Annotated in this window: 27 protein-coding genes; 7 read left to right on the top strand and 20 right to left on the bottom strand. The window is 58.1% G+C overall.

Annotation, left to right across the window (positions count from 1 at the left end):
- From BLQ98_RS08305 to BLQ98_RS08285, 5 genes are read right to left on the bottom strand one after another with little or no spacing between them, the layout of a single operon-like run.
- Entirely contained in the window at positions 1 to 783 is a 783-nt protein-coding gene (locus BLQ98_RS08305; protein WP_272903483.1) for a lytic transglycosylase domain-containing protein, read from the bottom strand.
- Between the two features lie 7 nt (positions 784 to 790).
- Positions 791 to 1060, bottom strand: coding sequence for a flagellar biosynthetic protein FliQ (locus BLQ98_RS08300; RefSeq protein ID WP_093732882.1), 270 nt, complete (start codon positions 1058 to 1060; stop codon positions 791 to 793).
- Positions 1061 to 1099: 39 nt separating this feature from the next.
- Positions 1100 to 1417 (bottom strand): flagellar hook-basal body complex protein FliE, encoded by a 318-nt coding sequence (fliE, locus tag BLQ98_RS08295; protein WP_093732881.1) that lies wholly within the window; start codon positions 1415 to 1417, stop codon positions 1100 to 1102.
- A gap of 9 nt (positions 1418 to 1426) precedes the next feature.
- Positions 1427 to 1837, bottom strand: a complete 411-nt coding sequence (flgC, locus tag BLQ98_RS08290) for a flagellar basal body rod protein FlgC (RefSeq protein ID WP_093732880.1) — start codon at positions 1835 to 1837, stop codon at positions 1427 to 1429.
- 15 nt (positions 1838 to 1852) lie between these two features.
- Positions 1853 to 2206: a flagellar basal body protein gene (locus BLQ98_RS08285; protein WP_093732879.1), complete on the bottom strand. Its 354-nt coding sequence runs from the start codon at positions 2204 to 2206 to the stop codon at positions 1853 to 1855.
- Between the two features lie 62 nt (positions 2207 to 2268).
- Here BLQ98_RS08285 and BLQ98_RS08280 point away from each other — a divergent pair, with 62 nt between their 5' ends.
- Positions 2269 to 3660, top strand: a complete 1392-nt coding sequence (locus BLQ98_RS08280; RefSeq protein ID WP_093732878.1) for a FliI/YscN family ATPase — start codon at positions 2269 to 2271, stop codon at positions 3658 to 3660.
- A 99-nt stretch (positions 3661 to 3759) separates the two neighbouring features.
- Here the strand turns inward: BLQ98_RS08280 and BLQ98_RS08275 are convergent, their stop codons facing one another.
- The 4 genes from BLQ98_RS08275 to BLQ98_RS08260 all read right to left on the bottom strand — a co-directional run bounded on the left by BLQ98_RS08275 (position 3760) and on the right by BLQ98_RS08260 (position 6769).
- A complete protein-coding gene (locus tag BLQ98_RS08275; protein ID WP_093732877.1) occupies positions 3760 to 4665 on the bottom strand; it encodes a flagellin N-terminal helical domain-containing protein in 906 nt (301 codons plus the stop codon).
- Between the two features lie 132 nt (positions 4666 to 4797).
- Positions 4798 to 5289 carry a flagellar biosynthesis protein FlgI gene (locus BLQ98_RS08270; protein ID WP_093732876.1) on the bottom strand — a complete coding sequence of 164 codons (492 nt, stop codon included), beginning with the start codon at positions 5287 to 5289 and terminating at the stop codon, positions 4798 to 4800.
- A complete protein-coding gene (locus BLQ98_RS08265) occupies positions 5286 to 5588 on the bottom strand; it encodes a hypothetical protein (RefSeq protein ID WP_093732875.1) in 303 nt (100 codons plus the stop codon). The genes BLQ98_RS08270 and BLQ98_RS08265 overlap by 4 nt, the downstream gene beginning before the upstream one ends.
- Positions 5588 to 6769, bottom strand: a complete 1182-nt coding sequence (locus tag BLQ98_RS08260; protein ID WP_093732874.1) for a flagellar basal body P-ring protein FlgI — start codon at positions 6767 to 6769, stop codon at positions 5588 to 5590. The genes BLQ98_RS08265 and BLQ98_RS08260 overlap by 1 nt, the downstream gene beginning before the upstream one ends.
- Before the next feature lie 150 nt (positions 6770 to 6919).
- On the opposite strand from BLQ98_RS08260, the gene BLQ98_RS08255 reads away from it, so the two are divergent.
- A complete protein-coding gene (locus tag BLQ98_RS08255; protein ID WP_093732873.1) occupies positions 6920 to 7624 on the top strand; it encodes a response regulator transcription factor in 705 nt (234 codons plus the stop codon).
- On the opposite strand, the gene BLQ98_RS08250 is transcribed toward BLQ98_RS08255, so the two are convergent.
- The 4 genes from BLQ98_RS08250 to BLQ98_RS08235 form a co-directional block, all read right to left on the bottom strand.
- A complete protein-coding gene (locus tag BLQ98_RS08250) occupies positions 7625 to 8704 on the bottom strand; it encodes a flagellin (RefSeq protein WP_093732872.1) in 1080 nt (359 codons plus the stop codon).
- Between the two features lie 10 nt (positions 8705 to 8714).
- The gene (gene flgK / locus BLQ98_RS08245; protein WP_093732871.1) at positions 8715 to 10133 is read right to left on the bottom strand and encodes a flagellar hook-associated protein FlgK; all 1419 of its coding nucleotides are present in this window, start codon (positions 10131 to 10133) and stop codon (positions 8715 to 8717) included.
- Positions 10134 to 10159: 26 nt separating this feature from the next.
- Positions 10160 to 11461, bottom strand: a complete 1302-nt coding sequence (locus BLQ98_RS08240; protein WP_093732870.1) for a flagellar hook protein FlgE — start codon at positions 11459 to 11461, stop codon at positions 10160 to 10162.
- Between the two features lie 130 nt (positions 11462 to 11591).
- Complete coding sequence (locus tag BLQ98_RS08235) at positions 11592 to 13409, bottom strand: tetratricopeptide repeat protein (RefSeq protein ID WP_244148395.1); 1818 nt, start codon at positions 13407 to 13409, stop codon at positions 11592 to 11594.
- Positions 13410 to 13526: 117 nt separating this feature from the next.
- On the opposite strand from BLQ98_RS08235, the gene BLQ98_RS08230 reads away from it, so the two are divergent.
- The 5 genes from BLQ98_RS08230 to BLQ98_RS08210 are packed head-to-tail and all read left to right on the top strand — an operon-like array spanning position 13527 to position 16962.
- Positions 13527 to 14258, top strand: a complete 732-nt coding sequence (locus tag BLQ98_RS08230) for a flagellar hook basal-body protein (protein ID WP_093732869.1) — start codon at positions 13527 to 13529, stop codon at positions 14256 to 14258.
- A 21-nt stretch (positions 14259 to 14279) separates the two neighbouring features.
- Positions 14280 to 15065, top strand: coding sequence for a flagellar basal-body rod protein FlgG (gene flgG / locus BLQ98_RS08225; RefSeq protein ID WP_093732868.1), 786 nt, complete (start codon positions 14280 to 14282; stop codon positions 15063 to 15065).
- Positions 15066 to 15077: 12 nt separating this feature from the next.
- Entirely contained in the window at positions 15078 to 15758 is a 681-nt protein-coding gene (gene flgA / locus BLQ98_RS08220; protein ID WP_093732867.1) for a flagellar basal body P-ring formation chaperone FlgA, read from the top strand.
- Positions 15755 to 16492 (top strand): flagellar basal body L-ring protein FlgH, encoded by a 738-nt coding sequence (locus tag BLQ98_RS08215; protein ID WP_093732866.1) that lies wholly within the window; start codon positions 15755 to 15757, stop codon positions 16490 to 16492. Before flgA ends, BLQ98_RS08215 begins: the two co-directional genes overlap by 4 nt.
- Positions 16493 to 16506: 14 nt before the next feature.
- Positions 16507 to 16962, top strand: coding sequence for a flagellar biosynthesis protein FlgH (locus BLQ98_RS08210; protein ID WP_093732865.1), 456 nt, complete (start codon positions 16507 to 16509; stop codon positions 16960 to 16962).
- A gap of 11 nt (positions 16963 to 16973) precedes the next feature.
- Here BLQ98_RS08210 and BLQ98_RS08205 read toward each other — a convergent pair whose 3' ends face one another.
- From BLQ98_RS08205 to BLQ98_RS08175, 7 genes are all read right to left on the bottom strand, one after another.
- The gene (locus BLQ98_RS08205; protein ID WP_093732864.1) at positions 16974 to 17645 is read right to left on the bottom strand and encodes a flagellar hook assembly protein FlgD; all 672 of its coding nucleotides are present in this window, start codon (positions 17643 to 17645) and stop codon (positions 16974 to 16976) included.
- Between the two features lie 13 nt (positions 17646 to 17658).
- Entirely contained in the window at positions 17659 to 19062 is a 1404-nt protein-coding gene (locus tag BLQ98_RS08200; protein WP_244148394.1) for a flagellar hook-length control protein FliK, read from the bottom strand.
- A 43-nt stretch (positions 19063 to 19105) separates the two neighbouring features.
- The gene (locus BLQ98_RS08195) at positions 19106 to 19777 is read right to left on the bottom strand and encodes a sigma-70 family RNA polymerase sigma factor (protein ID WP_093732862.1); all 672 of its coding nucleotides are present in this window, start codon (positions 19775 to 19777) and stop codon (positions 19106 to 19108) included.
- Between the two features lie 126 nt (positions 19778 to 19903).
- Positions 19904 to 21187, bottom strand: coding sequence for a TRAP transporter large permease (locus tag BLQ98_RS08190; RefSeq protein ID WP_093732861.1), 1284 nt, complete (start codon positions 21185 to 21187; stop codon positions 19904 to 19906).
- The gene (locus BLQ98_RS08185; protein WP_093732860.1) at positions 21180 to 21701 is read right to left on the bottom strand and encodes a TRAP transporter small permease; all 522 of its coding nucleotides are present in this window, start codon (positions 21699 to 21701) and stop codon (positions 21180 to 21182) included. The genes BLQ98_RS08190 and BLQ98_RS08185 overlap by 8 nt, the downstream gene beginning before the upstream one ends.
- 52 nt (positions 21702 to 21753) lie before the next feature.
- Positions 21754 to 22734: a TRAP transporter substrate-binding protein gene (locus tag BLQ98_RS08180; protein ID WP_093732859.1), complete on the bottom strand. Its 981-nt coding sequence runs from the start codon at positions 22732 to 22734 to the stop codon at positions 21754 to 21756.
- 88 nt (positions 22735 to 22822) lie between these two features.
- Entirely contained in the window at positions 22823 to 23704 is an 882-nt protein-coding gene (locus BLQ98_RS08175; RefSeq protein ID WP_093732858.1) for an NAD(P)-dependent oxidoreductase, read from the bottom strand.
- Positions 23705 to 23709 lie beyond the last annotated feature (5 nt).

Genomic DNA, 23709 nt, shown 5'->3' with positions numbered 1-23709 from the left:
TCAGTTGACCTCCGCATAGTGGGGTAGGACCGGGGTCAACACCTGCGTCGAATAAATGGATAACGCACCGCGCGTTTTCCCGGAATTCGCGCCGCTTAGATCTGCGCTCCAATTAAAGTCGGGCATGTCGCGGGCAGCTGCAACCTGTTGCGGTGCGTTGTCGCCAGCGCTGACATCACTCGCAAAGCGGGTCAAGAATGCTTGGGCGATGCGCTGGTTCTGCTTCAACTTCTTTAGGTAAACCGCTTTATAGCTGGCGTTTGAGGAATGGTACCGGCCAGCCGCCTGCCACCAATCGCCCGTCTCGTGATAAAGCGATGTGAGAAAGCGCGCGGCATAGTCTACGTTATGCACCGGTGCCGTCGCCTCCTCGAGCGAGGCAAACTGGTCACCATGCCAACGCTGATTGATCTGCATACAACCGACATCTGTCGACCGAACGCCACGCGCCTGGGTCTCGCGGACATGCGCTTCGAGGGCCAGCTTGCTCCCGAAAAATGTGCCGGTGCCATTCGTATTTGCGGTCCAGGGCCACACCACCAACTTGTTGTTCACTTCGCGACCCGCTTCTTGAATACCTATGGCCAGCAGCAGGTTTCCCGGAATGTCATAGCGTTGTTCAGCTGCGAGAATTTCCTCAATGCAAATCCGCATCGGATTTTGGTTCGTGCTTAGCGCCGCAGGTTTTACCGCCGATACCGACGCGGTGTAAAACCCCGACCAGCCAGCTTTGTCCGCTTGTGCAGATATCGGCAGCAATACCGCCAGCAAAAATGCAGACAAGCGCACCCTAAAGCCCCCCATTGGCCACAAGGTCGAAAACCCGGTCAGACAGGCCTACGAGTGTCGAAAAGATAAAGGGTATACTGATCGCAAGCGTTACAAAGATTGCGGCAATTTTCGGCACAAAAGTCAGCGTCATTTCTTGAATTTGGGTCAAAGCCTGGAAAAAGGCGATGGCCAGTCCGACCCCAAGCGCCACGACCAGCACCGGCGCTGATCCGATCAGTGTCACGGTCAACGTCTGCCGGATGATCTCGTAGATAGTGACAGGATCCACAGTGGACCTCCGAAAAACATGGCGTACATTAACCTGATGTTAAACCGGCATGCGCATAACTTCTTGGTACGCTTCCACCAATTTGTCACGCAACGCCACCGACACCTGAACCGTCTGCTCCATCGCCATGGTGGCCTGAACAACTTCCTGAAGGCTGCCCTGCCCTGTCAGCCCCTTGATCGCCATCTGGTCGCCGCTGCGTACGGATTCCACCGCCTGCGACGCCGCATCGCCAACCATTTGCGAGAAATCTTTGGGAGCGGGGCCTGCAGCCTTCGGTCCGCGCGTTTCTCCCTGAACCGTCTTGGAATAGGCGGCTTCAACATAAGAGGAACGGATGGCGGAAAAATCTGTCATTCTGGCACCTTACTTCAACAGCTCGACCAGCTGACGGCGCATATCGCGCGCCTTGTCCAGCATCGAAAGGTTTGCTTCATAGCTGCGCGCGGCTTCGCGCATGTTGCTCATTTCGATCAACGGGTTAACGTTCGGCATCTTGATGTAACCATTCTGATCGGCCGCTGGGTGCGATGGCTCGTACCGCAGGGTAAAGTCGGCAGCATCCCGCGTTACGCCCGCAGACTGCACAATCGCCGCGCCGGTGGCCGGATCTGTACCGCTTTCGAAGGAAATGGCCTTGCGCTGATAGGGATCACCCCCAGCCGTCTGCGCGGTTGAACTCGCGTTGGCAAGGTTTTCAGACACAATGCGCAACCGATCACCCTGCGCGCGCATCCCACTGGCTGCTGTTGTTGAAATTCTGGAAAGAGAATCCATCGCGCCCGCCTCCTACTACCGTCGACCTGCAACGGCATAAACCATCTCATGCGCCTTGCGGTACAAACTGGCTGCCATCTGAAACTGTCCCGAAGCACTATTCGCCTCGACCAACTGCTCTTCAAGATTCACGTTATTCCCGGTCATGGTCGCGCCAGAAAGAACCTTTGCCTCAACCACTTCGGCCTCCTGCAACTGCTGCGACCTGCCGGTATCCTCAAGATAGCTCGCGAAGCTTTGGACGTCCTGCGCCCGGTAACCCGAGATATTTGCGTTGGCGATATTCTCGGACACGACGTTTTGCCGCGTGGCAAGCCACTGCAAACGCTTGGGGGCAAGACTGAACAAGGATGTAGGATCTGTATTCATACTAGACTCATAATTTATCCTTGATATATAGCAAGGATAGAATATTTTCGAAAGAGTATATTTTGACTTCTGCCTTCGCAAACCTGCAAAAGTCCATCTATTCATGCGCCAGCGCAAAGATCTCGGGCACCGTCAAATCAATCACCGGCATGACCTTGACGGTCGGCGGGCTGGAAGCAATGGCGGCCATCGGCAGCCAATGCAGAGTACACACCCCCGCAGGGCATATTGACGGTGAGGTCGTGAGCGCGCAGGGCAGCGACCTTTGCGTTTTGCCCTTTGGCACATGGGAAGGCGTGTCTGTCGGAAACGCGGTCGAATTGATCGAACATGACGATATGGTTTTCCCCGACGAAAGCTGGATCGGCACGGTGGTCGATGCGCTTGGCCGCCCGCTCACTCAATATGCACGTGCGCGACGCCCCCGACGAAAAACCCGTTTTCGCGCCAATCCGCCCGGTGCGTTCGATCGTAAAAAGGTCGGCGAGAAGCTAGAGACCCAAATCAAGTGCATCGACATCTTTACGCCCATTTGCCGCGGACAGCGGATGGGGGTTTTCGCGGGCTCCGGCGTTGGGAAATCGACGATGATGGCCATGCTCGCCCGCAATACGGATGCCGATGTCATCGTGATCGGGCTGATCGGAGAGCGCGGACGCGAGGTGCAACAGTTCATCCAAGAGGATTTGGGCGAAGAAGGCATGGCGCGCGCGGTGGTCGTTGTCTCCACCGGGGATGAGGCGCCGCTGCTGCGCAAGCAGGCCGCGCTCACCACGACTGCGATTGCCGAATACTTCAAATCGACGGGCAAACAGGTGCTGCTGCTGCTCGACAGTGTTACGCGTTTTGCCATGGCGCAGCGCGAAATCGGCCTCGCCCGTGGCGAGCCACCGACCCTACGGGGCTATCCGCCGTCGGTCTTCAGCGAGCTTCCGCATTTACTAGAGCGCGCAGGCCCCGGCATGGCGGCCGAGGGCGACATAACAGGGCTTTATACGGTGTTGGTGGACGGGGATGACATGAACGAACCGATCGCGGATGCCGTGCGCGGCATCGTGGACGGGCATCTGGTGCTCGACCGGCGCATCGCGGAACAGGGGCGCTTTCCTGCGATCGACCTGCAGAAATCGCTGTCGCGGATGCTGCCGGGGTGCCACTCCCCCGAGGAGTATGAAATCACCAAAGTCGCGCGCAAGGCTTTGGGCCGCTATGCCGATATGGAGGATCTGATCCGCCTTGGGGCCTATAAATCAGGGTCCGACCCCGAAACCGATCAGGCCATTACCTTCTTTCAGGCAGCAAGCCCGTTTCTGTCACAAAGCCGTGGCGATAAAACGCCCGCCGCCGAGGGGTTTGCAGACACCTACCGAATGATCCTTGAATCCGGCATCGACGACCCGCTGCGGAGTTTTTTCGAGGAACGCGCCCGCGCCGAGGCTGGTCAGGCGCAATAAAAAACCGGCGGGACGCATGTCCGGGCCGGTGGTTTGTGTCCTCAGGGCCCCTCCCCACCAAAGGCGGAGAGGGTGTTTTCATAAAACGCCGAAAGCGAATTAACGGAACAAGCTCAGGATGTTCTGAGGGGCCTGGTTGGCAATCGACAAGGACTGCGTCGCCAGCTGCTGCTGAACCTGATAGGCCTGCAAACGTGCCGCTTCTTCTTCCATATCCGCATCAACCATCGAGCTCACGCCGGAATCCAGCGTGTCCGTCAGGCTGTCGATGAACTCCATCTGACCTTCCAGAGCGTTCTCGGTGATGCCGAGGGATGTGGCTGCAGTGATCGATGCTGCTAGCTGCTTTTCAGCAGCCGCCAGTTTAGTCCGTATGTTAGTTTCATCATTTGCACCGGCTGAAGTCTCTGCAGTATCCGCGGCGGATACATCGATCGCTTCGAAGGCTGTTTTGATGTCGTTTAGGTTAACACCTTCAAAGGAGAAAGTCGTTGTCCCAAAACCAGCCGAATCCCGCTTTACGCCGTTGACCAGAGTGACAGGTGTACCTGCCGTACGCCCGCCAGCGCCGTCATCGACCCCGAGGGTTGTCTTTGTACCGTCTACCAAATTATCGCCGTTAAAGGTGGCCTGCTCGATTGCAGTTCCCATGTTCTTAACAAGCGCAGCAATTTCGAGCTGAACATCATTACGATCCACGCCGTCGGTTTGGGCGAAGGCAACACGCTCAACAATCTGTTGTGCAATGTCGGCAACAGTTTCGGCACCAAGACGGGCTGTCGCGACGGAGTTCTTGGTCGCAGACATGCCTTCGTTGATGGCTTTGAACATGCCGCTGTCGCCCTTCATCGTCTCGGAGACGGCGAAATAGGCAGCGTTGTCTTTACCAGATGCCACTTTCAGACCCGTGGAAACACGGTCCTGTGTTTGGTTCAGCCCGCGGTTCACGTCTTTCAACGTGGCCAGAGCGTTCATTGCGGAGCTATTGGTGAGAATGGACGACATTTAATGTTCTCCTTGCTTCTCGTATTGATCCAGTCTTCTGACTGAGGTCAGCCGTAGAAAGGCTAACCTGAACTACTTAGCAGCTCAGGTTAAAGCAGGGTTAACAAAATGGGTAAATCGCTAGAAAGCGGATCAGAATTTCTGATCAACGCGCATATTCTTGTCGGCAACACCGCTGACACGTTGCCCCATCTTCCCGTAATTTCCATCTAGGTCGTTACGATTGCTGATCTTTTTCACCTCGCGCAGAATGGTGCGCGCCGCCACCGCCATGCGGGACAAAATGGCGCTGTCTTCTTCAATCGCGCTTTTGAGGTGCTTGAGGTGCCGCTTGACCTCCAGCTCCGTCATAATCGGGTGATCGATAAAGGGCTCTACAAGCGGTGTTTGCAGTTCCAACCATTTCAGCGCGCGGGATTTCTCCTCGAAGATCGCGCTGACAACGTCCAGATCGCCGGCCTTGATCGCGTCTATCTCGCGGTTCAGCACGTTGATTGTATCGTGGATCTTCGCCACATAGGCGTGGATGTTTTCTTCGTCCTGCGGGGTTAATGCAGGCTGGTCCGTCGCCTCCCCCTCTGGGGTGCTGCCGCGTTGACCAAAGCGGAAGGTGCGCGACATCATTCGCCCTGCCCTCCGACCGTGGATTTGCCCTGACCGTAAGCATCCAGCATCTGCGACACGCTGCCCGAGAACCCGAAACCGCCCTGTTCGACAAGCTGGCCAGCAACGGCTTCTGACATGAACGACCGCCACATATCGGCTTGCTGCTCGCCCCCGAACGCAGATGAGCCGGCCGTCTTCATCATCTCATCGACAAACTGGGTCAGAAACACCTTTTCGAATTCCTTGCCCGTCTGTGCCGCGCGATCGGGCTTGGCGATGTCGAAAGCAGGCAGCGCCGGAGTAATTGGACCCGTCATCAGATAATCTCCAGATCGGCGTGTAGGGCACCGGCGGCTTTGATCGCCTGCAGGATCGCGATTGTCTGCCGTGCGCCAACGCCAATGGCGTTCAACCCATCAACCAGTTCCTGCAGGCTCACGTCACCGTTCAGAATGCTAAAGCTGCCGTCAGTTTCCTGGATATCGATTTCCGTTTCGGGCACGATCACGGTCGTCCCCCCGATAGAGATGGGTTTTTCGCTGATCACAGCCGTATTGCCACCAACACTGATTGGACCGGGCTGGCTAACGCCAAAGTTCTCGCGCACGCGCACGGTCAATCCGCCTTGACTGATGGCAACCTGCGCGATCCGCACATCAGCTCCCATGACGATGGTGCCGGATTTCTCGTCGATCACGACCCGCGCAACGGCATCCGGCGTGACCAGCAGATTTTCAACTGCCATGATCGTCTCTGGGGCGTTGCGCTTGTCACCGACCCAGACCTCGATCGTGCCGGAATCCAGCACTTCGACCTGACTAGACCCGAGGTGTCGGGCAATCGCCTCGCGCACACGGTCAGCGGTCGTAAAATCCGGATTGTTCAGCGCAATTCGGATGCTGTCGAGCTGGAAGAGGCTAAATTCGATCTCGCGCTCAACGATGGCACCGTTTTCGATCCGTGCGATAGTCGGAACGCCGTCCACGACGCTCGCGGCATTGCCGTCTACGCGATACCCCGAGGCCGCGACCGCACCCTGTCCGACGGCATAGACCTCACCGTCTGCACCGGTCAGCGGTGTGATCAACAAGGTGCCACCGCGCAGGCTGGTCGCATCGCCCAAGGACGACACCGTGATATCGATGGGCGATCCGCGCCGCGCAAAAGGCGGCAGCTTGGCCGTAACCATCACAGCTGCGGTATTTTTGGTCTTCAGCGTCTCGCCATCCAGATTGGCAACGCCCAAACGTTCAAGCATGCCGCGAATGGATTCACGGGTGAAGGGGCTGGAGTTCAGCTTATCCCCCGTCCCCAAAAGGCCCACAACCAAGCCATAGCCGATCAAATGGTTTTCCCGGACCCCTTCGAAATGCGCGATGTCCTTGATCCGAACCTGCGCGCCCGCGGGGACTGCCGGCAACGCAAGCAGCGCGGCTGCCGCAATCACCTGCAAGCCGCGCAGCCATGCTGAAAAAGGGGGTCGCTGGCGGTGCGCCATTGCGAAATCTCCGGTACAAGAACAGTTCAACTATCCTTGCCATAATCACGTAGCAGACCGTTTTATACAAGTTAAATCATCTATTAATTGTTGCTACCGCAGAATATACTTGCTACCGATAGGAATAGTCAGGGTTTAGGGCACAAAAACATGCGCATGTATATTTTCGAACAGCGGAAAGAACGATGCGCCGGCCTAACCGCAGAACTGCGCAGCGCAGGTATCGAGCTTCAGTTTGTGACAGCCGAGTTTTTCACCACCGGGCTTGGCCCCTTGCTGCAACCTGGCCACCAAACCAATGCGGTTTTGATCGGTGAAGGCGATGACACGCGTGAGTATATCCGTGCGATGCGTACAGCAGGCTGCGTCAATCCGGTCATCGTCCTCAAGGATTTCCGCAACGCCAAAGACACCTCAGATCTGCTGAACCTCGGGGCCGATGATGTGATCGTAAGCCCTATACGCGGTGCAGAGGTGCTGTCGCGGACAAATTCGATTATCCGGCGGCACTATGGTCACGCCTCTGAAAGCGTGATTGTCGGAGAGCTGACGGCCTATTTCGACGGGCGCGACCCGATTGTGTCTGGCAGCCGGATTAAGTTGTCGAAACGAGAATACTCGGTGTTTCAGCATCTTGCGCTGAACTCGAACAAGGTCATCTCGAAAAACGCGATCTATGACGCCATCTATGGCAGCAGCATCGACCAGCCGTTTGACAAGGTGATTGACGTCTACATCTGCAAGCTGCGCAAAAAGCTCGCGTCGGCGTCAAAGTCGGGCTGGCAGTATATCGAAACCGTACATGGTCGTGGCTATAAGCTCAGCTCGCCCGAGGTGACCTCCAAGGCAAGCTGATCAGCGCAGATAGTTCAGGATCGACAGGCTCGAGAGCCGCGATGTCACCTGATAGCTCGCTTGCAACTGCGTTTCCAGACTGTTCATCCGCGTGGCTGCCTCATAGGGGTCAACGCTCTCGTAGTTGGAAATCTGCGTGCGCTGGACCAACGATAGATCATTCAGCTGCATCTGTGTTTTCTCGACGATCTGCTGGTTGAAACCGATCCGTGCAGAGATATCCAACATCCCTTCCTGCGACGCTGACAGGCTGTCGACGACCTCTGACATCCAAGTGCTATAGGCCGCGTCATCCATCTGGCTCACATCCGAAACAGCAAGCATTGCCAAGCCCTTATAGGCATCGCGGAAGGATTGTTCATTCGCACGCACGCCATATGACACCTCTTGGCCGGTATTCACCCAAGCACTAAGCTGCTTTGTCTCGTTGCCAGCTGCATCGGCTTCGGGTGACGCTTGATAAAAAGTGCCTTGGAAATTTCGGCTGGCATCGGCGTCTTGAGACTGGAAAACCGCGTCAATCTGATCTGCAATCGCTTGGGCACTTGCGGGATCCGTCGGGCCGGAACCAAAGATTTCTTCCATCACAGATTGCGGTGACCGCCCGGTTTCAGCACTATTTTCCGGCCAACGTGTCAGCGCGGTCTTGTTGGATTCCAGACCTGAAAACAGGTTTTCCCCGTTATACGAGGTGTTCATCGTCGACACGAGGCTTTCAAGGGCTGCCCGCGCCTGCATCTGGAGCACTTCGGCCCCATTGTTGTCCCGCGTTGCATTGACCAACGCGCTTTCCAGCACCGATTGCACCTGCGTGCGCGCAGCGTCGACCGAGGCAAGCATCGCGTCAAGCTTGCTGCCGAGGACCTTGTTCGACGTTATAAAGGTTTGCGTATTCGCCTCACGGCCGTGCAGTTTCATGACCGACGCGGCGCGCGGGCCGAGATCGGCATAGATGTCGGCCTTTTTTCCGGTGGCGACTTCCTCGCTCGCACGCTGCAACGCCATTGTGTTGCTCTGTACGTTCTGCCGGTTGAAAAGGTTAAACTGAAACGACGAAAAACTGCTGATGCCTAGAACCATTTTATCCGCCTCATACCGCTGCGATCAGCGTGTCGATCATCTCTGACACTGCTGCGAGCACTCTGGAATTTGCCGCGTAACTTTGTTCGATCAACAACAATTGCTGCATCTCGTCGTCGATATTGACGCCCTCGGAATTGCGTCGCGCCGACATCACCACCTCGGCCGCAGAGGCCGCTGCATTGAAATCATTCTCGGCCCGCGCACGCTCTGCCGCCTGACTGGTGATCATCTCGGCTGAGAAATCACGCAATGAGACCTCGCTCGGAATGCCTGTGCCTTTCGCGGCGTTCATGGGGTCATCAAGTGCGGTCAGAAAGGCGTTGATTTGCCCCATTTCAGACCCTGCACCAGGGGAAACCGCCTCTAACCCGTCCCGAATACGCCAAACCTCGGCATCGCCAGTTGAGGAAATCTTGTCGTTCACCTGCAAGCGGCTGGCCAGTCCGGTGAGGTTATCGGGATCAAAAGCACTGCCGTTGTCGGTGAACAAGCCTGCCTCGTTCGGTTCCAGGCTGGCGTCGGCCCCTTCGAAGGTCTGGATCAACCCGCGGGCGAATTCATCCAACTGTTGACTAAACCGCGGTATCGTCTCTCTTTTCAGTTCGGATAGCCCCGCAAGACTGCCGTGCTGCACACCGCGGACGCCGTCTTTGAACGGGGTGATGTCTTGTTTGCCCGCCATCAGCGTCCCGTCACTGGGGTTAAAGGTCACGTCCTGAACCACTTGCCCTTCAAGCAAAGCCGCACCGCTGACGGTATATAGGCTGATCGACCCATTGGACGACCGGTGCATCCGCGTATCCACAATGCCCGATATCTGATCAAGGATCGTATCTACTTTTTCATCAAATTGCGCAGCCTCTAGCGATCCTGGCGCAAAACTGCTGCCCGAGGCATTCAGGTCACGCAGCTGATAGAGCGCGGTGTTCAAATCCGCGACTTCATAGCGGATCTCCATGTTCACGTCGCTCAGCGTGGTGGACAAGGTCGTCGCCGCCCCTTTGACCGATCGCGCCAAATCCTCTGCTGCCAACGCAACCGCGGTCTGCGCACCATTCGACGATGGCATATTTACCAGTGTTGTCAGACTGTTCTGAAAATCGTTGAACCGGTCCGCGGGCGACGTACCATCGCCGGGCTGCCCCAGATAGGAAGTATAGCTGGTCAGCCCTTCCTGAATCGATTGGTACTGCGTCATCCGGGCGTTTTCGAGCCGCGACATCCGCTGCAGCGTCGCATCGACTTCGCGGCGGACCTCGCTGATCACAGCGCCGCCTTGCCCGCCGCTGGCGGTGACAAGCACCGCCTCGCGCCGGACATACCCCGGGTTCATCGCATTCGACACGTTATCCGCCGCGACCCGCGACTGACCCTGTGTGGTATATAACCCGGCCGTGGCCGAATTCAGCGCGCCCGTAAGGCTCATGTCATGCTCCGGTCAGACCGTCTGGATTATCGCTTCAGACGGGTGGTTTCATCCATCATATCGTCGACGGTCGTGATAACTTTGGCGTTGGTAGAAAACGCCCGCTGCGCTTTGATCAAGTCGGTCATCTCTTGCGCAATGTCCACGTTAGAGCCTTCAAGCGCCCCGGCGTTGATCGACCCAACGGTAGAGGAATTGGCCTGCAACGCAGAGAACGACCCGGTCTCGCCAGACAGGCGATAGGCGTTGCCCTTCACCTCGACCAGCCCGTTGGGGTTGGCCACAACAGCGACAGGAATATCGTAAAGGGCGCGGCGCATACCATTGTCAAAAATGCCGAACAAAGTGCCCTCTTCGGTGATCTCGGTACGCACCAACTCCCCTGCACTGGACCCGTCGCGATCAAATGCGAGGCTGAAGTCACCGGCGAACTGGCTGATCCCGTCAAAGCTGCCCGGCTTGCCCAATGTGATGTCGATCTCTTGCGGGACGACACCGTTATTCAACGTGATGGTTGCCACACCTGTCTCTGGATCAACTGAAAACGCAGCCGGTGCTGTCGCTGTCGACGTGGCGTTTGTATACCCTAGGGGCGAACCGGCGGCCGGACCTGCGTTGTTGAATTCGATTGTGACGCTGCCCAAGGGATCACCCTTCTGGTCCGCGATCGCCAGATCCCACGTATTGGCCGTCGCGCCGGGGGCCCAGGAAAAGCTTACCCGCTGGCTTTCACCCAAGGCGGTAAACACTTCGGATGAGGTCACAAAAGGCGCACCGGGTTCGGCCTGACCTGTATCTTGCGACGGCAGGTTGCCAAAGGAAGAAATGGTCGTCGTCACCCCGGCAGAGATATTCAGGTTACCGATGTTTACGGTTTCCATATCGCTAAACGATGTGCGGTCGACGGATCCGATGCCGCCATCCAGCTGATAGGGATAACCGGCAAGGTAATATCCCGCCGCATTTTGCAGATTGCCCTTTTCATCCGGCAGGAAAGATCCTGCACGCGTGAGCATATAGTTGGTCTGAACTGTTTCGTTCGGGTTCATCGACACCGAGAAAAAACCATTCCCGCCGATCGCCAGATCGGTAGGCGAGTTGGTCGAGATCAAGCCGCCCGCTGTCGAGATGTCTATCTCTTCGACGGCATTAACCGACAAAACCCCGTCACCATTTCCGCCCGAAGCCGTGGTCGTGACCATATGCGCGAACCCGCGGCGGTACCCCACCGTGTTCGAGTTTGCGATGTTCTCGGAGATGCTGCCAACCGCTTTGGAGTTGGCGCGCAACCCGCTGACACCGGTCTGAAGCGCACTTGAAATGCTCATGTTTCTACCTCGTTATCGTTCTTGGTATTCTTGCCTAATAGCACAAATAGACGGATTAGTTTAAGGAAGGTTAAATTGTAGCGTTTTATTTTTGCCTAACCTTGCAATTTCGACGCATCAGGATGCGAGTTCATGGAGATATCCCTGAATTGGCGATACTTTCAAAAGCGTTTTCCAGCTGATCTAACCGCTTTGCAGCGCTGCTGGCGCTTAGAGGATCCACACCATCCCGTGCTTCAGAAATGCTATTCGCTAGCGATATCAGATCCTTAGACGGCGTAAGGCTAGGAAAGGATCGGGTGACCTTCTCTAGTGTGCCCTGATCTTCAGACCGGTAGGCCGCAATCAGCAACCGTGTGGCATCCTGCAAGGAAAAGGCCTGTGGGTAGTCCCGCCAAAGCTGCGATAAAGCCTCTGATGCCTGCGGCCAGCGCTCTTCTTCGGACAGCGCCAAAGCCACATCGCGCAGATGTTGTGCCGTCGGGGTATTGACCGACGCCTTCAATAATGCGGGCTTATCCCCCAGCTTTGATAGGGCTTCTGCCAACAAAGTCTGATGCGCTTGCATCAGCTCTGGCGCAACGCTCGGGTCCATCTGGTCAAGCGTCAGCCGAGCCTCGGCGAACTGGCCGCCGCGCATCTGGGCCTGCGCGAGCTTCAGGTGCAGGCGGAAAATATCCGCCTCACGCGAGGTGCCCTGTTCTTCCTGCTTTTCTTGCAGGATGCGCACCGCACGACGGTATTCCTTGGCCGCAAGGTCGGTTGACCCGAGCTTCAGGACATAGTCGCCCAACGTTTCGATCTGCGCCGTGAACCCTTCGGTGTACCGGAAATGTGGCAGCAGCCGCAGATGCAGCGCCATCCACGCCGACAAGGGATATTGCCCCTCGCCCCCCGTAGCATAGATACGCGCCAACAATTCTTGTGCACGTGCTTCGATCGACGCCGCCTCGGCGCGCTCGGGAAAGCGCAGCAATATGCGACCAAGGGTCAGCACCGCTTCGGGATCGTTGCCAAGCGCATGATAAACGCGTTCTTGGCGATACAGCACTTCCAGCTCATAACGACCGCCGCGCCACGCTTCTGATCCGCTCTTTAGGGTCGATTGTGCGGCAAGCAACGCCCCCTTCCCGCCCTCGGCAAGCGCCATATCCGCCACCGCCATCCGCGCGCGCACGGCATATTGGTCCCAGCCCTCGGCGGCCTCTAGATATGTCCTAAGGGCGGTGGCCTCATCGCCCCGCTTTTGCGCCGCCCGTGCCCGCAGGAATGTCCCGGACGAAGCCCCCGCGAGGTCCGGCATTTCATCCATCAAGCGCAGCGTCGCATCGACATATTCGCGCTTGTCCAACTCTATCGCCGCCTCTAGCAGCACGGGCAACACTGCACGTACAACTGATTCAGGCTGCGTGCTGAGCCCGCCAAAGCTGGCCTCGATATTAAGTGACAGCCGCCGAACATCCGATGTCGCGATGGCATCGAGGCTGGCCCAAAAGGCTCGATCCGGCCGACTACCCGCCAGCGGCGAGGTCGAAAAAGGCGGCGTCATCGCCGTTGGAGCCTCTCCTGCAAGCAGCCGCACCGCGTCTGATAGCGCCCGATGACGTCGTATGGGACCAGGGGTCTCGGGCACCACATCGGCCAGTATGGCCCCTGCCTCGAACAGCAGCATATGCGACAGATACAGCTCTGCGATATCCAGCATCACACGGATTTGGTCGGGACCCCGCTGGCTGCCCAGCTTATCGATGTTGTGCCGCATATCGGCGCGCAAGCCATCCGCAGACCAGCGCCGCAAATCCACATCGCGCCGCCAGCTCCGCCCTGAATCTAAAATGCTGTGGTCAAGAGTATCCACGACATCCGTCGGCGCTGCCACAAGGACACCCGCCGGAACAGCAAGAACCAGCGCCCCTTTAAGCACAGCAAGGCAAATATATCGGCGCACAACTATCCTTGATATAGTAATTACAGCTTGCCTTATCCTTGTATTCATGAAAATTTATATTTGCAATAACATGTAGAATGCGGTTTTTGTTTTGCGTTAGCATCGTCGGGGGATGAGATGACAAATATCAGTTACGTGTCGCTTTCTCAGGCAACCGCACTGACGCGCAGCATGGATACTGCGGCGCATAACCTCGCCAACGCCACAACATCGGGCTACAAGGCGATCCACCCTGTGACCCAATCTGTCCCAGATGGCAGCGGTCAAGACGCCATCAATTATGTGCGCGAAAGCGGGACCTACCTCGAACTCTCCGACGGCCCTCTCACGCAGACTGGCAACCCGATGGACATCGCTATTGCCGGTGACGGCTGGTTCCAGTTTCAAATGCCCGGCGGCGAGACAGGCTATAGCCGCCACGGGCGCCTTGTGGTCGACGTGGACGGCCAGTTGAAGACCGCGGCAGGCATGCCGTTGATGGGCGTCGGCGGCGGCCCTGTGGTCTTGCCCGATGACGTCGGTGACGAGGTGATGATCACCACCAGCGGCACAGTCACCAACCCACAAGGCGCGGTGCTGGGGGCGATCAGCGTTGTGGCGATTAACCAAGCGGCCCAGATGCTGCCGATGGGCGCGGGCATGTATCAACTGCCCCCCAATGCAGGCCAGCCACAGCAGATGGAAAGCCCGCAGGTCAAACAGGGCTTTGTCGAAGGCAGCAACGTGAACGCTGTCCTAGAAATGACCCGGCTTATCGACATCCAGCGGGCCTATGAAAACTCGGTCAAGCTGATGGGGTCCGACGATGATCTGACCCGCACGGCCATCCAGAAACTTGGGCGCGTGTAACGCCCCCGAAAGGAGTATAAGATGAAAGCACTCGGGATCGCGGCCACAGGGATGCTGGCACAGCAAACCAACGTTGATGTCATCGCCAACAACATCGCCAACGCAAACACCACCGGTTTTAAAAGTGGTCGGGCGGCATTTCAGGATTTGGTTTATCAAAGTTTTGCAAGCGCCGGTTCGTTGACTTCGGAAGAAGGCACTGCGCGGCCCGTAGGCACTGATATTGGCCTAGGTGTCCAAGCGGCAGGGGTGATCCGCCACAACATGCAAGGCGGGTTGATCCAGACGGAAAACCAGATGGACCTCGCCATCGAAGGGCGTGGCTATTTCACCGTTAACCGCCCCGACGGGACACAGGCCTTCACCCGCGACGGGAACTTTCAGCTGAGCGCCGAAGGTCAATTGGTCACGCTGAACGGCTATGAGGTCGAACCCGCGATCATCGTGCCCGAACTCACGCGTCAGGTCGAGATCAACCAAGAAGGCGTGGTCATGGCCTATGTCGAAAATCAGCCTGAACCGGTGGAACTCGGCCAGTTGAACTTTGCGACGTTCCTGAACGAGGCTGGCCTGAAACCTGTCGGTGACAACTTGATGGAGCAGACAGCCGCATCCGGTGAGCCTGTGCAAAACGTCCCAGGCACCCCCGGCGTCGGCATCACGCGCCAAGGCTATCTTGAACAGTCGAACGTGAACATCATCCAGCAAATCACCGATCTGATCTCGGCTCAGCGCGCCTACGAGATGAACTCGAAAGCGATTGAAACCGCCGATCAGATCATGACCACAACCAACCAGATCAAGTAACGGGTTAGACCGATGAAACGTGTTGCCATAGCCCTGTTCGTCCTGTTCCAGCTTGCGGTCTTTATGGTCCCGGGCCCTGCAGCCGCGCAACCCGTGCCTGTGACTGACCTGATCGAAGAACGTGCTGTGGGAGAACTGGGCGCAACCCTGCCCGCAAAAGCCAAGCTGGAGATCCGCATGGCCGAGGGGCTGATCCAGGAAGGGAACTTTGTCCAGGAGTTCTGGATCGACCCTGACTCGGGCCAATTTATCGCGAATATCGTGACCGACAGCGGTGTGCCGCAGCGGGTCTGGGGCTTGGCGATGGTCACGCTGACCATACCAGTCCCGAACCGCCGTATCGTGCCTGACGAAATCGTGCGCGCACAAGACGTGTCGCTGGTCGAGATGCCCATGCAGCGGGTCGGCAGCTATGCGATCAATGAATATGAACAACTTGTCGGGCAGCAGGTCCGGCGCATGTTGGTGACCGGTCGCCCTGTGCCCCGCAATTCAGTCATGCCGCCCCGGATCATCAGCCGCGGCGAAAAAGTTAAGATCCGCTTGTCTCATGGCGGGCTGCAACTGACCGCAAAAGGACGCGCCCTGGATGATGCCCACAAGGGTCAGGAACTGCGCGTCGTCAATCTTTCCAGCAACAAGGCCCTGTCCACCATCGCGATGGCAGCAGGCGTCGTCGAGGTCGTACAATGACATCCCTTCGTTTATCCGCCCGCTTGGGCTGTATCCTTGCGGCGTCGGCGCTTTTGCTTTCGGCCTGTGGCGACTTCAAAGAAACCCACAACCCCACGGTCAGCGATCTGACGCTCAGCCCTGACCATATGGGCGAGGTCAACCGCATCAGCATTCCGATGCCCCTGCCCACGCCAGCCGACCAGCCGAAACGTGCAGATCAGGCCAGCCTCTGGAGCAAACAAACACCGCGTCTGTTTCAAGACCGCCGCGCGGGTGATATCGGTGACCTTGTGACTGTCCTGATCGATATTGATGACCGTGCGCAGCTGCAAAACGCCACCGGGCGCAGCCGCTCGTCGTCGACAGGCGTTGATGACCCCGATATCCTGAACTTTGATACCTCGACCGAAAGCGGGAAACTGATCGGGCTTTCCAGCAGTTCTTCGAGTGAGGGCGAAGGGTCAATCCGCCGCAACGAAAGCATTCGTCTGCGCGTCGCAGCGCTTGTCATCCAGACCCTGCCAAACGGAAATTTCGTGATCGCAGGGCGCCAGGAGGTCAAGGTGAACAACGAACTGCGCGAGCTCCGCATCGCCGGTATCATCCGCCAGTCGGATATCAACGTCGGCAACACCATCGACTATGACAAGATCGCCGAAGCGCGGATTACTTATGGCGGACGCGGACAGATTTCGACGGTACAAACTGCACGCTACGGTCAGGACGCGCTTGAAGTGTTCCTGCCCTACTGACGCGGGCCGCGGCTGTGATTAAATACATCATCATAGCCGCATGCGTAATCGGCGCAGGGGCCATGGGCTATGTCGGCGAACGCTTTATGCGGCCGACGCCTTCGGCTCCCTCCGGTCAGGCGGTGACGCAAGAACTGATGTTCAAAATGCCTCTGGGCAAGTTCACCATGCAGATTATGCAAAGTCGCAAGGTCCTGCATCTGATGTTCGACATGGATGTCTTTGTCATGGGGGAAGTGTCTTTTCACGAGATCAACGGTGCCGTGGGGCGTGCCCGTTTGCGCGACGCCACCGTGTCAGCGATTGCCGAACTGGCCGAAACAGATCAAAGCCTTGCGCAACCGATCGCCGAAGAAACCCGCAAGGCGGAGCTTGCAGCACAGATCGTACGCAAATTATACGTTAATTTTCCTGCGGTACGTACCGCGCGGCTGAACACCTTTTACAGCAATATCAGCCTGCGCGACTAAAAGATCCGTATTTAGCTGGCTGACTTCACGGTGATTGACGATGCCGTTTCACCGCCATCCAGACCAAAAATGATCTCTCCCTCGCGAAAGCGCACGTCTTCAACGCGGGCACTTCGGGACGGCTGGATTGCAATATTGTTGCCCGCCGCGTCTTTTGCGGTCAGTACGACGGTATATTTCCCCGCCAACTGCGCATTACCGTAATCGTCAAGACCGTCCCATCCAAGAGGGTTCGATGTGCCGGATACCGCGGTCAAGCCTGTCATCGTGCGAACATTCCGCCCCAGCGGATCAAAGATTTTCGCAGTCACATTAGACGCACCGGCACCAACCTCATAGGTCGAGGCTGTCTTGCCGTCCGCCAGCATCACCACGTCAGATTGCACCGTTACGTCGCGCCCCAAAAGGTCCGTACCACCAAGGTTCAGCAAGCCGCTGATCTGGCTGGTCAGCGTCTCAAGCTGGGTATTTGTCTGCACCGCTTGTTCGACCTGGGACAGCTGCGCCAACTGTGCCACGAACTGTGTGCTGTCGACCGGTTCAAGCGGATCCTGGTTCTGGATTTGTGCCGTCAACAGGGTCAGGAATTTGGTATAGTCTTCCCCCAGCTGGCCCAGTGAATCCTGCGCCGAGCTCTGGCTCGTGCTGGTGACGTTGTTCAACAGTGTCTGGCTTGTAAGCATGGATCACACCCCCTTAGGTGAGAATATCAAGTTGTCCGTCATCCACCACATTTTTGTGCTGAACGCCAGCGGTCACAGTGCCCGCTGTGTCGTCATTTGCCCCGCCAAACGGCACATGGGACTGCTGTTGGTCGCGTGTACGATCCTCCGAAAAACCTTGCTGGAATTCAAAGCTACCCGCATCGGTGAACCCCAAGCCTTGCGCCAGCAGTTGCCGTTCGTCGCGCAGCGTTTGTAGCACGGCGGGGTTTTCAACACGCACGACGACGCGGGTACCATGGTCCTTGTCCGTCACGACATCAATCTCGATCTGCCCCAATCCACGCGGATGCAGGCTGACCGACGTACGCCCCTCTTTCGCCTCGACCGACTTCACCTGCGAGATCAGCGCATCGGCAAAGGGTTTTGGCGCTGGCTTGCTTTGCACCTCTGGGCTTGGCGCAGCAGCTTTCAGGTCGCTCGCCTGATCAGCAAGGAGTAGCGCGTTGCTTTCGACGGGTTGCGGTTGAGCCATCTCGGCGGGCCGGAAGGTCGCGGTGCCGTCAACGGGCGCTTTGCCCTGCGCGGCGGCGTTATTGAGAAAGGTTGGCTGCTCCGCCCCGAAGGCGGCCTGTCGCAACGGCGCAACGGGCGCATCCGCGTCGGTCATTGATTCTGACGCGGCGGCTCCTTCAACAGCTGTCGCGGCTTGCGGCACCGCGCGCGACGGAATGGAAAGCTTGCCACTACCCTCCGGTTTAGGGACGGGCTGCATCCCCGTCACCGCCTGCGTTTGTGCTACGGTCTGAACCTTTGTCGTGGCACTTATCGGTTGTTGATCCGTCGCAGGTATCGTGGGTGCGGTCCCTGCCGGTAGAATAAGGGCCGTTTGCGGTGCGGGCGCAGCGATTTTGGCATCGGTTTTCGCCTCTACTGGTGGCGTCGCCGCAGGTGCACTCGCTTCAAGCGCAACCTTAACAGGTGTTTGCGTCGCACTTGCTGCTACCGCATCAGCGGCCAATGGCGCAGCAGCTGCAGCCGTCAGCGGCAGCTGCGGGTCAGGTGCGCCAGCCACAACTTGTACAGTGGCCTGTGGCACAGTGACAGCGGGGACGTTGACCGTGGTCGCGACGGTCACCGGCCCCGTTTCCTGTGGGGTAGCAGCCGCGAACGCCGGCGGCGCGGCGATCATCAGACCGGTGAAGGACGCCTCCATCGACAGGGCTGTCGGATCGCCCGCTTCCTCTGCGGTCAGGGAAAGGCCCAGTATATCTGCCATCCCTTCGGCGGTAGCATCGTCACTACCCGGCAGAATAGGCTCACCATCGGGGCCGAGGGTAAAGGGCGGCACCGTTGTGCCGGTCTCGGCGATCGGCACGGCTCCCATCAACGCGGCGAACCCTTCAGGCACGGCGCTGGCACCTTTGGCCGGTTTCATACCCGACTGTCCCGTCATCAAGGCAGAGAGAGCAGCATTCATATCAATGCATCTTGCTGGTCAGAACGCCGCGTGCAGCGAGTTCGTACTTCAACCGTGTCATTGCGCGGCGTTCAACCTGGCGCAGCTTGGCCGGCGTGACCGCCATTCGGGTCGCCAAATCTTGGATGCTCTCAGGTGGCTGCCGAAGCGTGCGTGCTTGCAACACCTCGCGGTCCATTGGCGGCAGCAGGGCCATCGCTTCAAACAGACGGGCGCGGATCAGACTTTGCGACGATTGCGCGATCACCGCTTCTTCGGGGTTAGGGTCTTCGGACGCAAGAAGCGCAAAGCTTTCGTCGTCATCAATCGAATGCTGCACAGTGCGTTGCACGCCTGCCGGTGTCTCAACGATTGTACGCAAGTGATTGCGCGCCGTCATTGTCGCGTTCTTGACCCACCATTTCGCATAGGTCGAAAAGCGCACATCACGGTCCAGATCAAACAGATCGGCGGCGTGGATCAGGCCCAATATACCCTCTGAAATCAGGTCTTCGCGTTCGGCTTGATTATCGCTGAGCTTGCGCGCCCAGTAGAACACGATACGCGCATGAGACAGCACCAAGGATTCAAGTGCGAACTTATCTTTGCTGTCCTGCCAATCCTTTAGCAGGACACGTTCATCTTCCAACGCCAACATCGGCGCATTGCGCGCTGCTGCATAAGTTATTGTCATTGCCTGCCCAACTTTTTCCCCAACATGACCACAGTTCACGAATCTGGGAAAGTTTATTATGCTTAAGGCAGGGTTAAATTGGCATTTATCCTTGGCAAACAGGCCGATAACAAAGGACAGTTGCCCTCAGAAACCGCTGAGCATTGGCAACCACGTGGACAGCGCAGGGATAAAGGTGATCAACAGCAGCGCCCCCATCAAAGCGATAAAGAACGGCGGCATCTCTTTGATCAGGGCCGATGGCTTGATGTTCACTGCCGACGAGACCACGAAAATCAGGCTCCCCACAGGGGGCGTTGTCAGGCCCAACGTCAGGTTCACAATCACGATTATCGCGAAATGATCCGGATCAATCCCAAGGGCAAAGCTGATCGGTGCAAGGATCGGTACAAGGATCATCACCCCGGGCAGCGGGTCCATGAACAGACCAAACACCAGCAACAGCGCATTCACCGCAAGCAGAAAGACAATTGGCGACAGGTCCCATGCGATGATGGTTTCCGCGAGAAACTGCGGCACGCCTTCGATGATCAACACCCAGGCAAAGGCCCGTGCAGCGCCAAGGATCAACAGCACTGCGCCTGACACCAAAGCCGCGCGTAGGATGATCGCGGGCAGGTCCGCGACCCGCAGCGACCGGTAGATGAACATGCCGACGAACAGCGCGTAGAAAACCGCGATCACCGACGCCTCGGTCGGGGTGAACACGCCAAAACGGATACCGCCGACGATCAGCACCACCAGCATCAGCGCGGGCAGCGCGTATAGCGCGATCCGCGCGATCTCGGCCAAGGGGGGCATCGGCGCGCCGCTGGCATAGCCGCGTTTGTGGCTGACCCGCGCATTGGCCAGCAGCACCGCTGCGGTGATCAGGATACCCGGCAGCACACCCGCCATGAACAGCGACCCGACCGATACCTGCTGGTCCTGCATTGCGTAGATAATCATCGTGATCGACGGCGGAATAATCGGCCCCACGACCGAGCTCGAGATGGTGAGCGCTCCGGCATAGGCACGGCCATAGCCGCCCTTCTCCATCATGCGGATCATCATCGTCCCCGGCCCCGCAGCATCGGCCAGCGCCGAGCCGGAGATCCCCGCGAACATGGCAGAGCTCACGACATTCGCATGCCCCAGCCCGCCTTTCAGATGCCCCACCAACGACTGCGCCAAGCGCAGCATCGCAAGGGTCACCGCCCCGCCGGTCATGATCTCCGCCGCGAGGATAAAGAACGGCACCGCCAGCAGCGGAAAACTATCAAGGCCCGAGAACATCTCTTTCACCACAACGAGGTTGGGGTAGGACGACCCGAAGCTCAGCGCGACAAAGACGGATATCGCCATCGCAAAGGCCACGGGCAGACCAAGGGCGAGCAGTACGAAAAGCGCGGGAAAAAGGATCTCAGCCATTTGCGCCTCCGGGCAGCGGATCGGCGGTGGCCCCATCCATACGTTTATAATCCCCCGCCATGATGAAGGGGCGCGCAATCAGCAGCAGGTGGGCGATCAGCAGCGCAAACCCGACCGGCATCGCGGCGTAGACATACAGGAAGGGCATCCGCAGTGCGGGCGTCACCTGATACTGCATGCGCTGCGCATATTGGATGCCGACGTAGACCATGAATCCGAAAAAGACCAAAAGCCCCAAGGCAATCCCCGCCCGCAGCAGCTTTTGCCCCATGCTGGGCAGCGCATCCTGTAGATTGGTGATCGCGACATGCCCGCCAGTGCGCAGCACAAGTCCCGCGCCGCTAAAGGTCATCCAGATCATCAGGTAGCGCGCCGCCTCATCCGCCCAAGGCAGCGAATGGGCGGTCACATAGCGCAGGGTGATATTGGCACCGACGACCAGCGTCATTGCCGAAAGCATGAGGATCAGCGCCCAACCGTTCAACGCCACGAAAATGGTTTCCAGTCTTTTCACGGCTTCCCCTCGCCCGATGTCGCCGGCACCCGTTGGATGCCGGCGGTATTGCTCACTCGAAGTTTACGATCGAGTCGACCAGCTCTTGGCCATAGGTGTCATAGTAGCCTTCATAGGCTGATTTGATCGACGCCTGAAACGCAGCTTTCTCTTCGCCGGACAGGGCGTTGACTTCCATGCCACGCTCTTTCAGCGTTTCCACGCCCGAGGTTTCTACATCGTCAACGTAGCCCCGCATCGCGGCAGCCGCTTCAGTCGCGGCTTTTTCCAACGCGGCTTTCTGATCGTCGTCCAACCCCTCCCAGAAAGGTTTGGACACCAGCAGCATCGCGGGCGAATAGACATGGCCCGACAGGGTCAGATACTTTTGCACTTCGTTCAGCTTGACCGAAACGATCACCGAAAGCGGGTTTTCCTGACCGTCGATCACACCTTGCTGCAACGACGAAATCACCTCGGGCCATGCCATCGGCGTGGGGGCCGCGCCCATGGCGTCAAACGCCGCGAGGTGCACGGGGTTTTCCATCGTGCGGATCTTCAGCCCTTCGACATCGGCAGGCGTGTGGATCGCATTGCGGTTGTTGGTGATGTGGCGAAAGCCCTGTTCGCCCCAGGCCAGACCGTGCAGACCGACGTTGTCGAACTCGCCCAGAATTTCCTGACCGATGGGCCCGTCCAGCACGGCGCGGGCGTGATCCAGCCCGCTGAACAGGAACGGAATGTCAAAAACACCGGTAGAGGGGACGAAGTTCGCCAATGTGCCCGAGGATACGATTGTTGCCTCGATGGTGCCCAGTTGCAGCCCCTCGATCACTTCGCGTTCACCGCCCAGACCCGAAGACGGGAAATGCTTGAAACTGAATTGATCGCCGGTTTCCGCCAGCACGACCTCTTCGAATTTCTGCGCCGCGACGCCGTAGTGGCTGTCGGGAGCCAGGGCATAGCCGATCTTGATCTCGGTCTGCGCGGCGGCAGGACCCGCCAGCGCAACAAAGGCGCTTGCGGCCGCAAAATGTGTCAGATTGAATTTCATGGTAACCTCCCAGTAACCTTTTGGATGTGCTATCTAAACCCACCAAAGCTGACAAGATGCAGCCCTCGTGGCACCGCGCAACGCTGGCTTAGCCCTGCGCGGATTTCCTGAACAACTTTACCAGCTCGGGCACATAGGCCTGACCATGCCCCGCCTCGACCGTTCGGGCGAGCGCGACAGAGACGTTATCGGCGACGGTCTGTTGCGCCTCCGATGCGGTCGACATGGCACGGTAATAGTCGATATCTTTTTGTGCATTGCTGACGAAAAAGGGCAGCCCTTCGCGGTCGCCTTGCGTGATGTAGGGGGCAAGGCGGTCCAGCGCGACACTCGCCCCGCCCCCGCCAGCCAAAACGTCCACGAACACCTGCGGATCGATCTGCGCATCGGCTGCCTGTGCCGCGGCTTCGGCCAAAAGGGTCATGAACCCCACCGACACATAGTTATGCAGCAGCTTTAACCGGTGCCCGTGGCCAAGCGCACCGACGTGGTCGACCGTATCGGTAAAGCTTGCCAGCACGGGCCGGACCTTTTCCAGCACAGCGGCGTCGCCCCCCACCAATAGGTTCAGCGCCCCTTCATGGGCATGTTTCGCCGTGCGCGTCATCGGCGCATCCAGATAGGCCCCGCCCGCGGCCTGCACCGCGTCGCCCATGCGCAGGGTGCTGTCGGGCAGCGCGGTCGAACAATCGACAACCACCGCGCCGGGTTTCAACGCCGACACCAGCCCGTTATCGCCGGTCACAATCGTCTCCACCTGAGGCGATCCGGTGACGCAAAGAATAATCACATCGCAGGCCGCCGCCAGCGCGGCAGGGGTGTCATAGGCGACCGCGCCCAGGCCGGTGATCTCATCCACCGGCTGGTTGCCCGGATGATCCAAAAAGCCCAAATCGAACTTGCCCTTGCGCAATACGTTCCGCGCAATGCCGTGGCCCATCAGACCGACACCGATAATGCCAACTTTCATCGCGT

Source organism: Sulfitobacter litoralis, from assembly GCF_900103185.1.
Lineage (GTDB): Bacteria > Pseudomonadota > Alphaproteobacteria > Rhodobacterales > Rhodobacteraceae > Sulfitobacter > Sulfitobacter litoralis.
The sequence above is the reverse complement of the archived record's forward strand: the minus strand, read 5'-3'. Positions and strand labels throughout refer to the sequence as shown.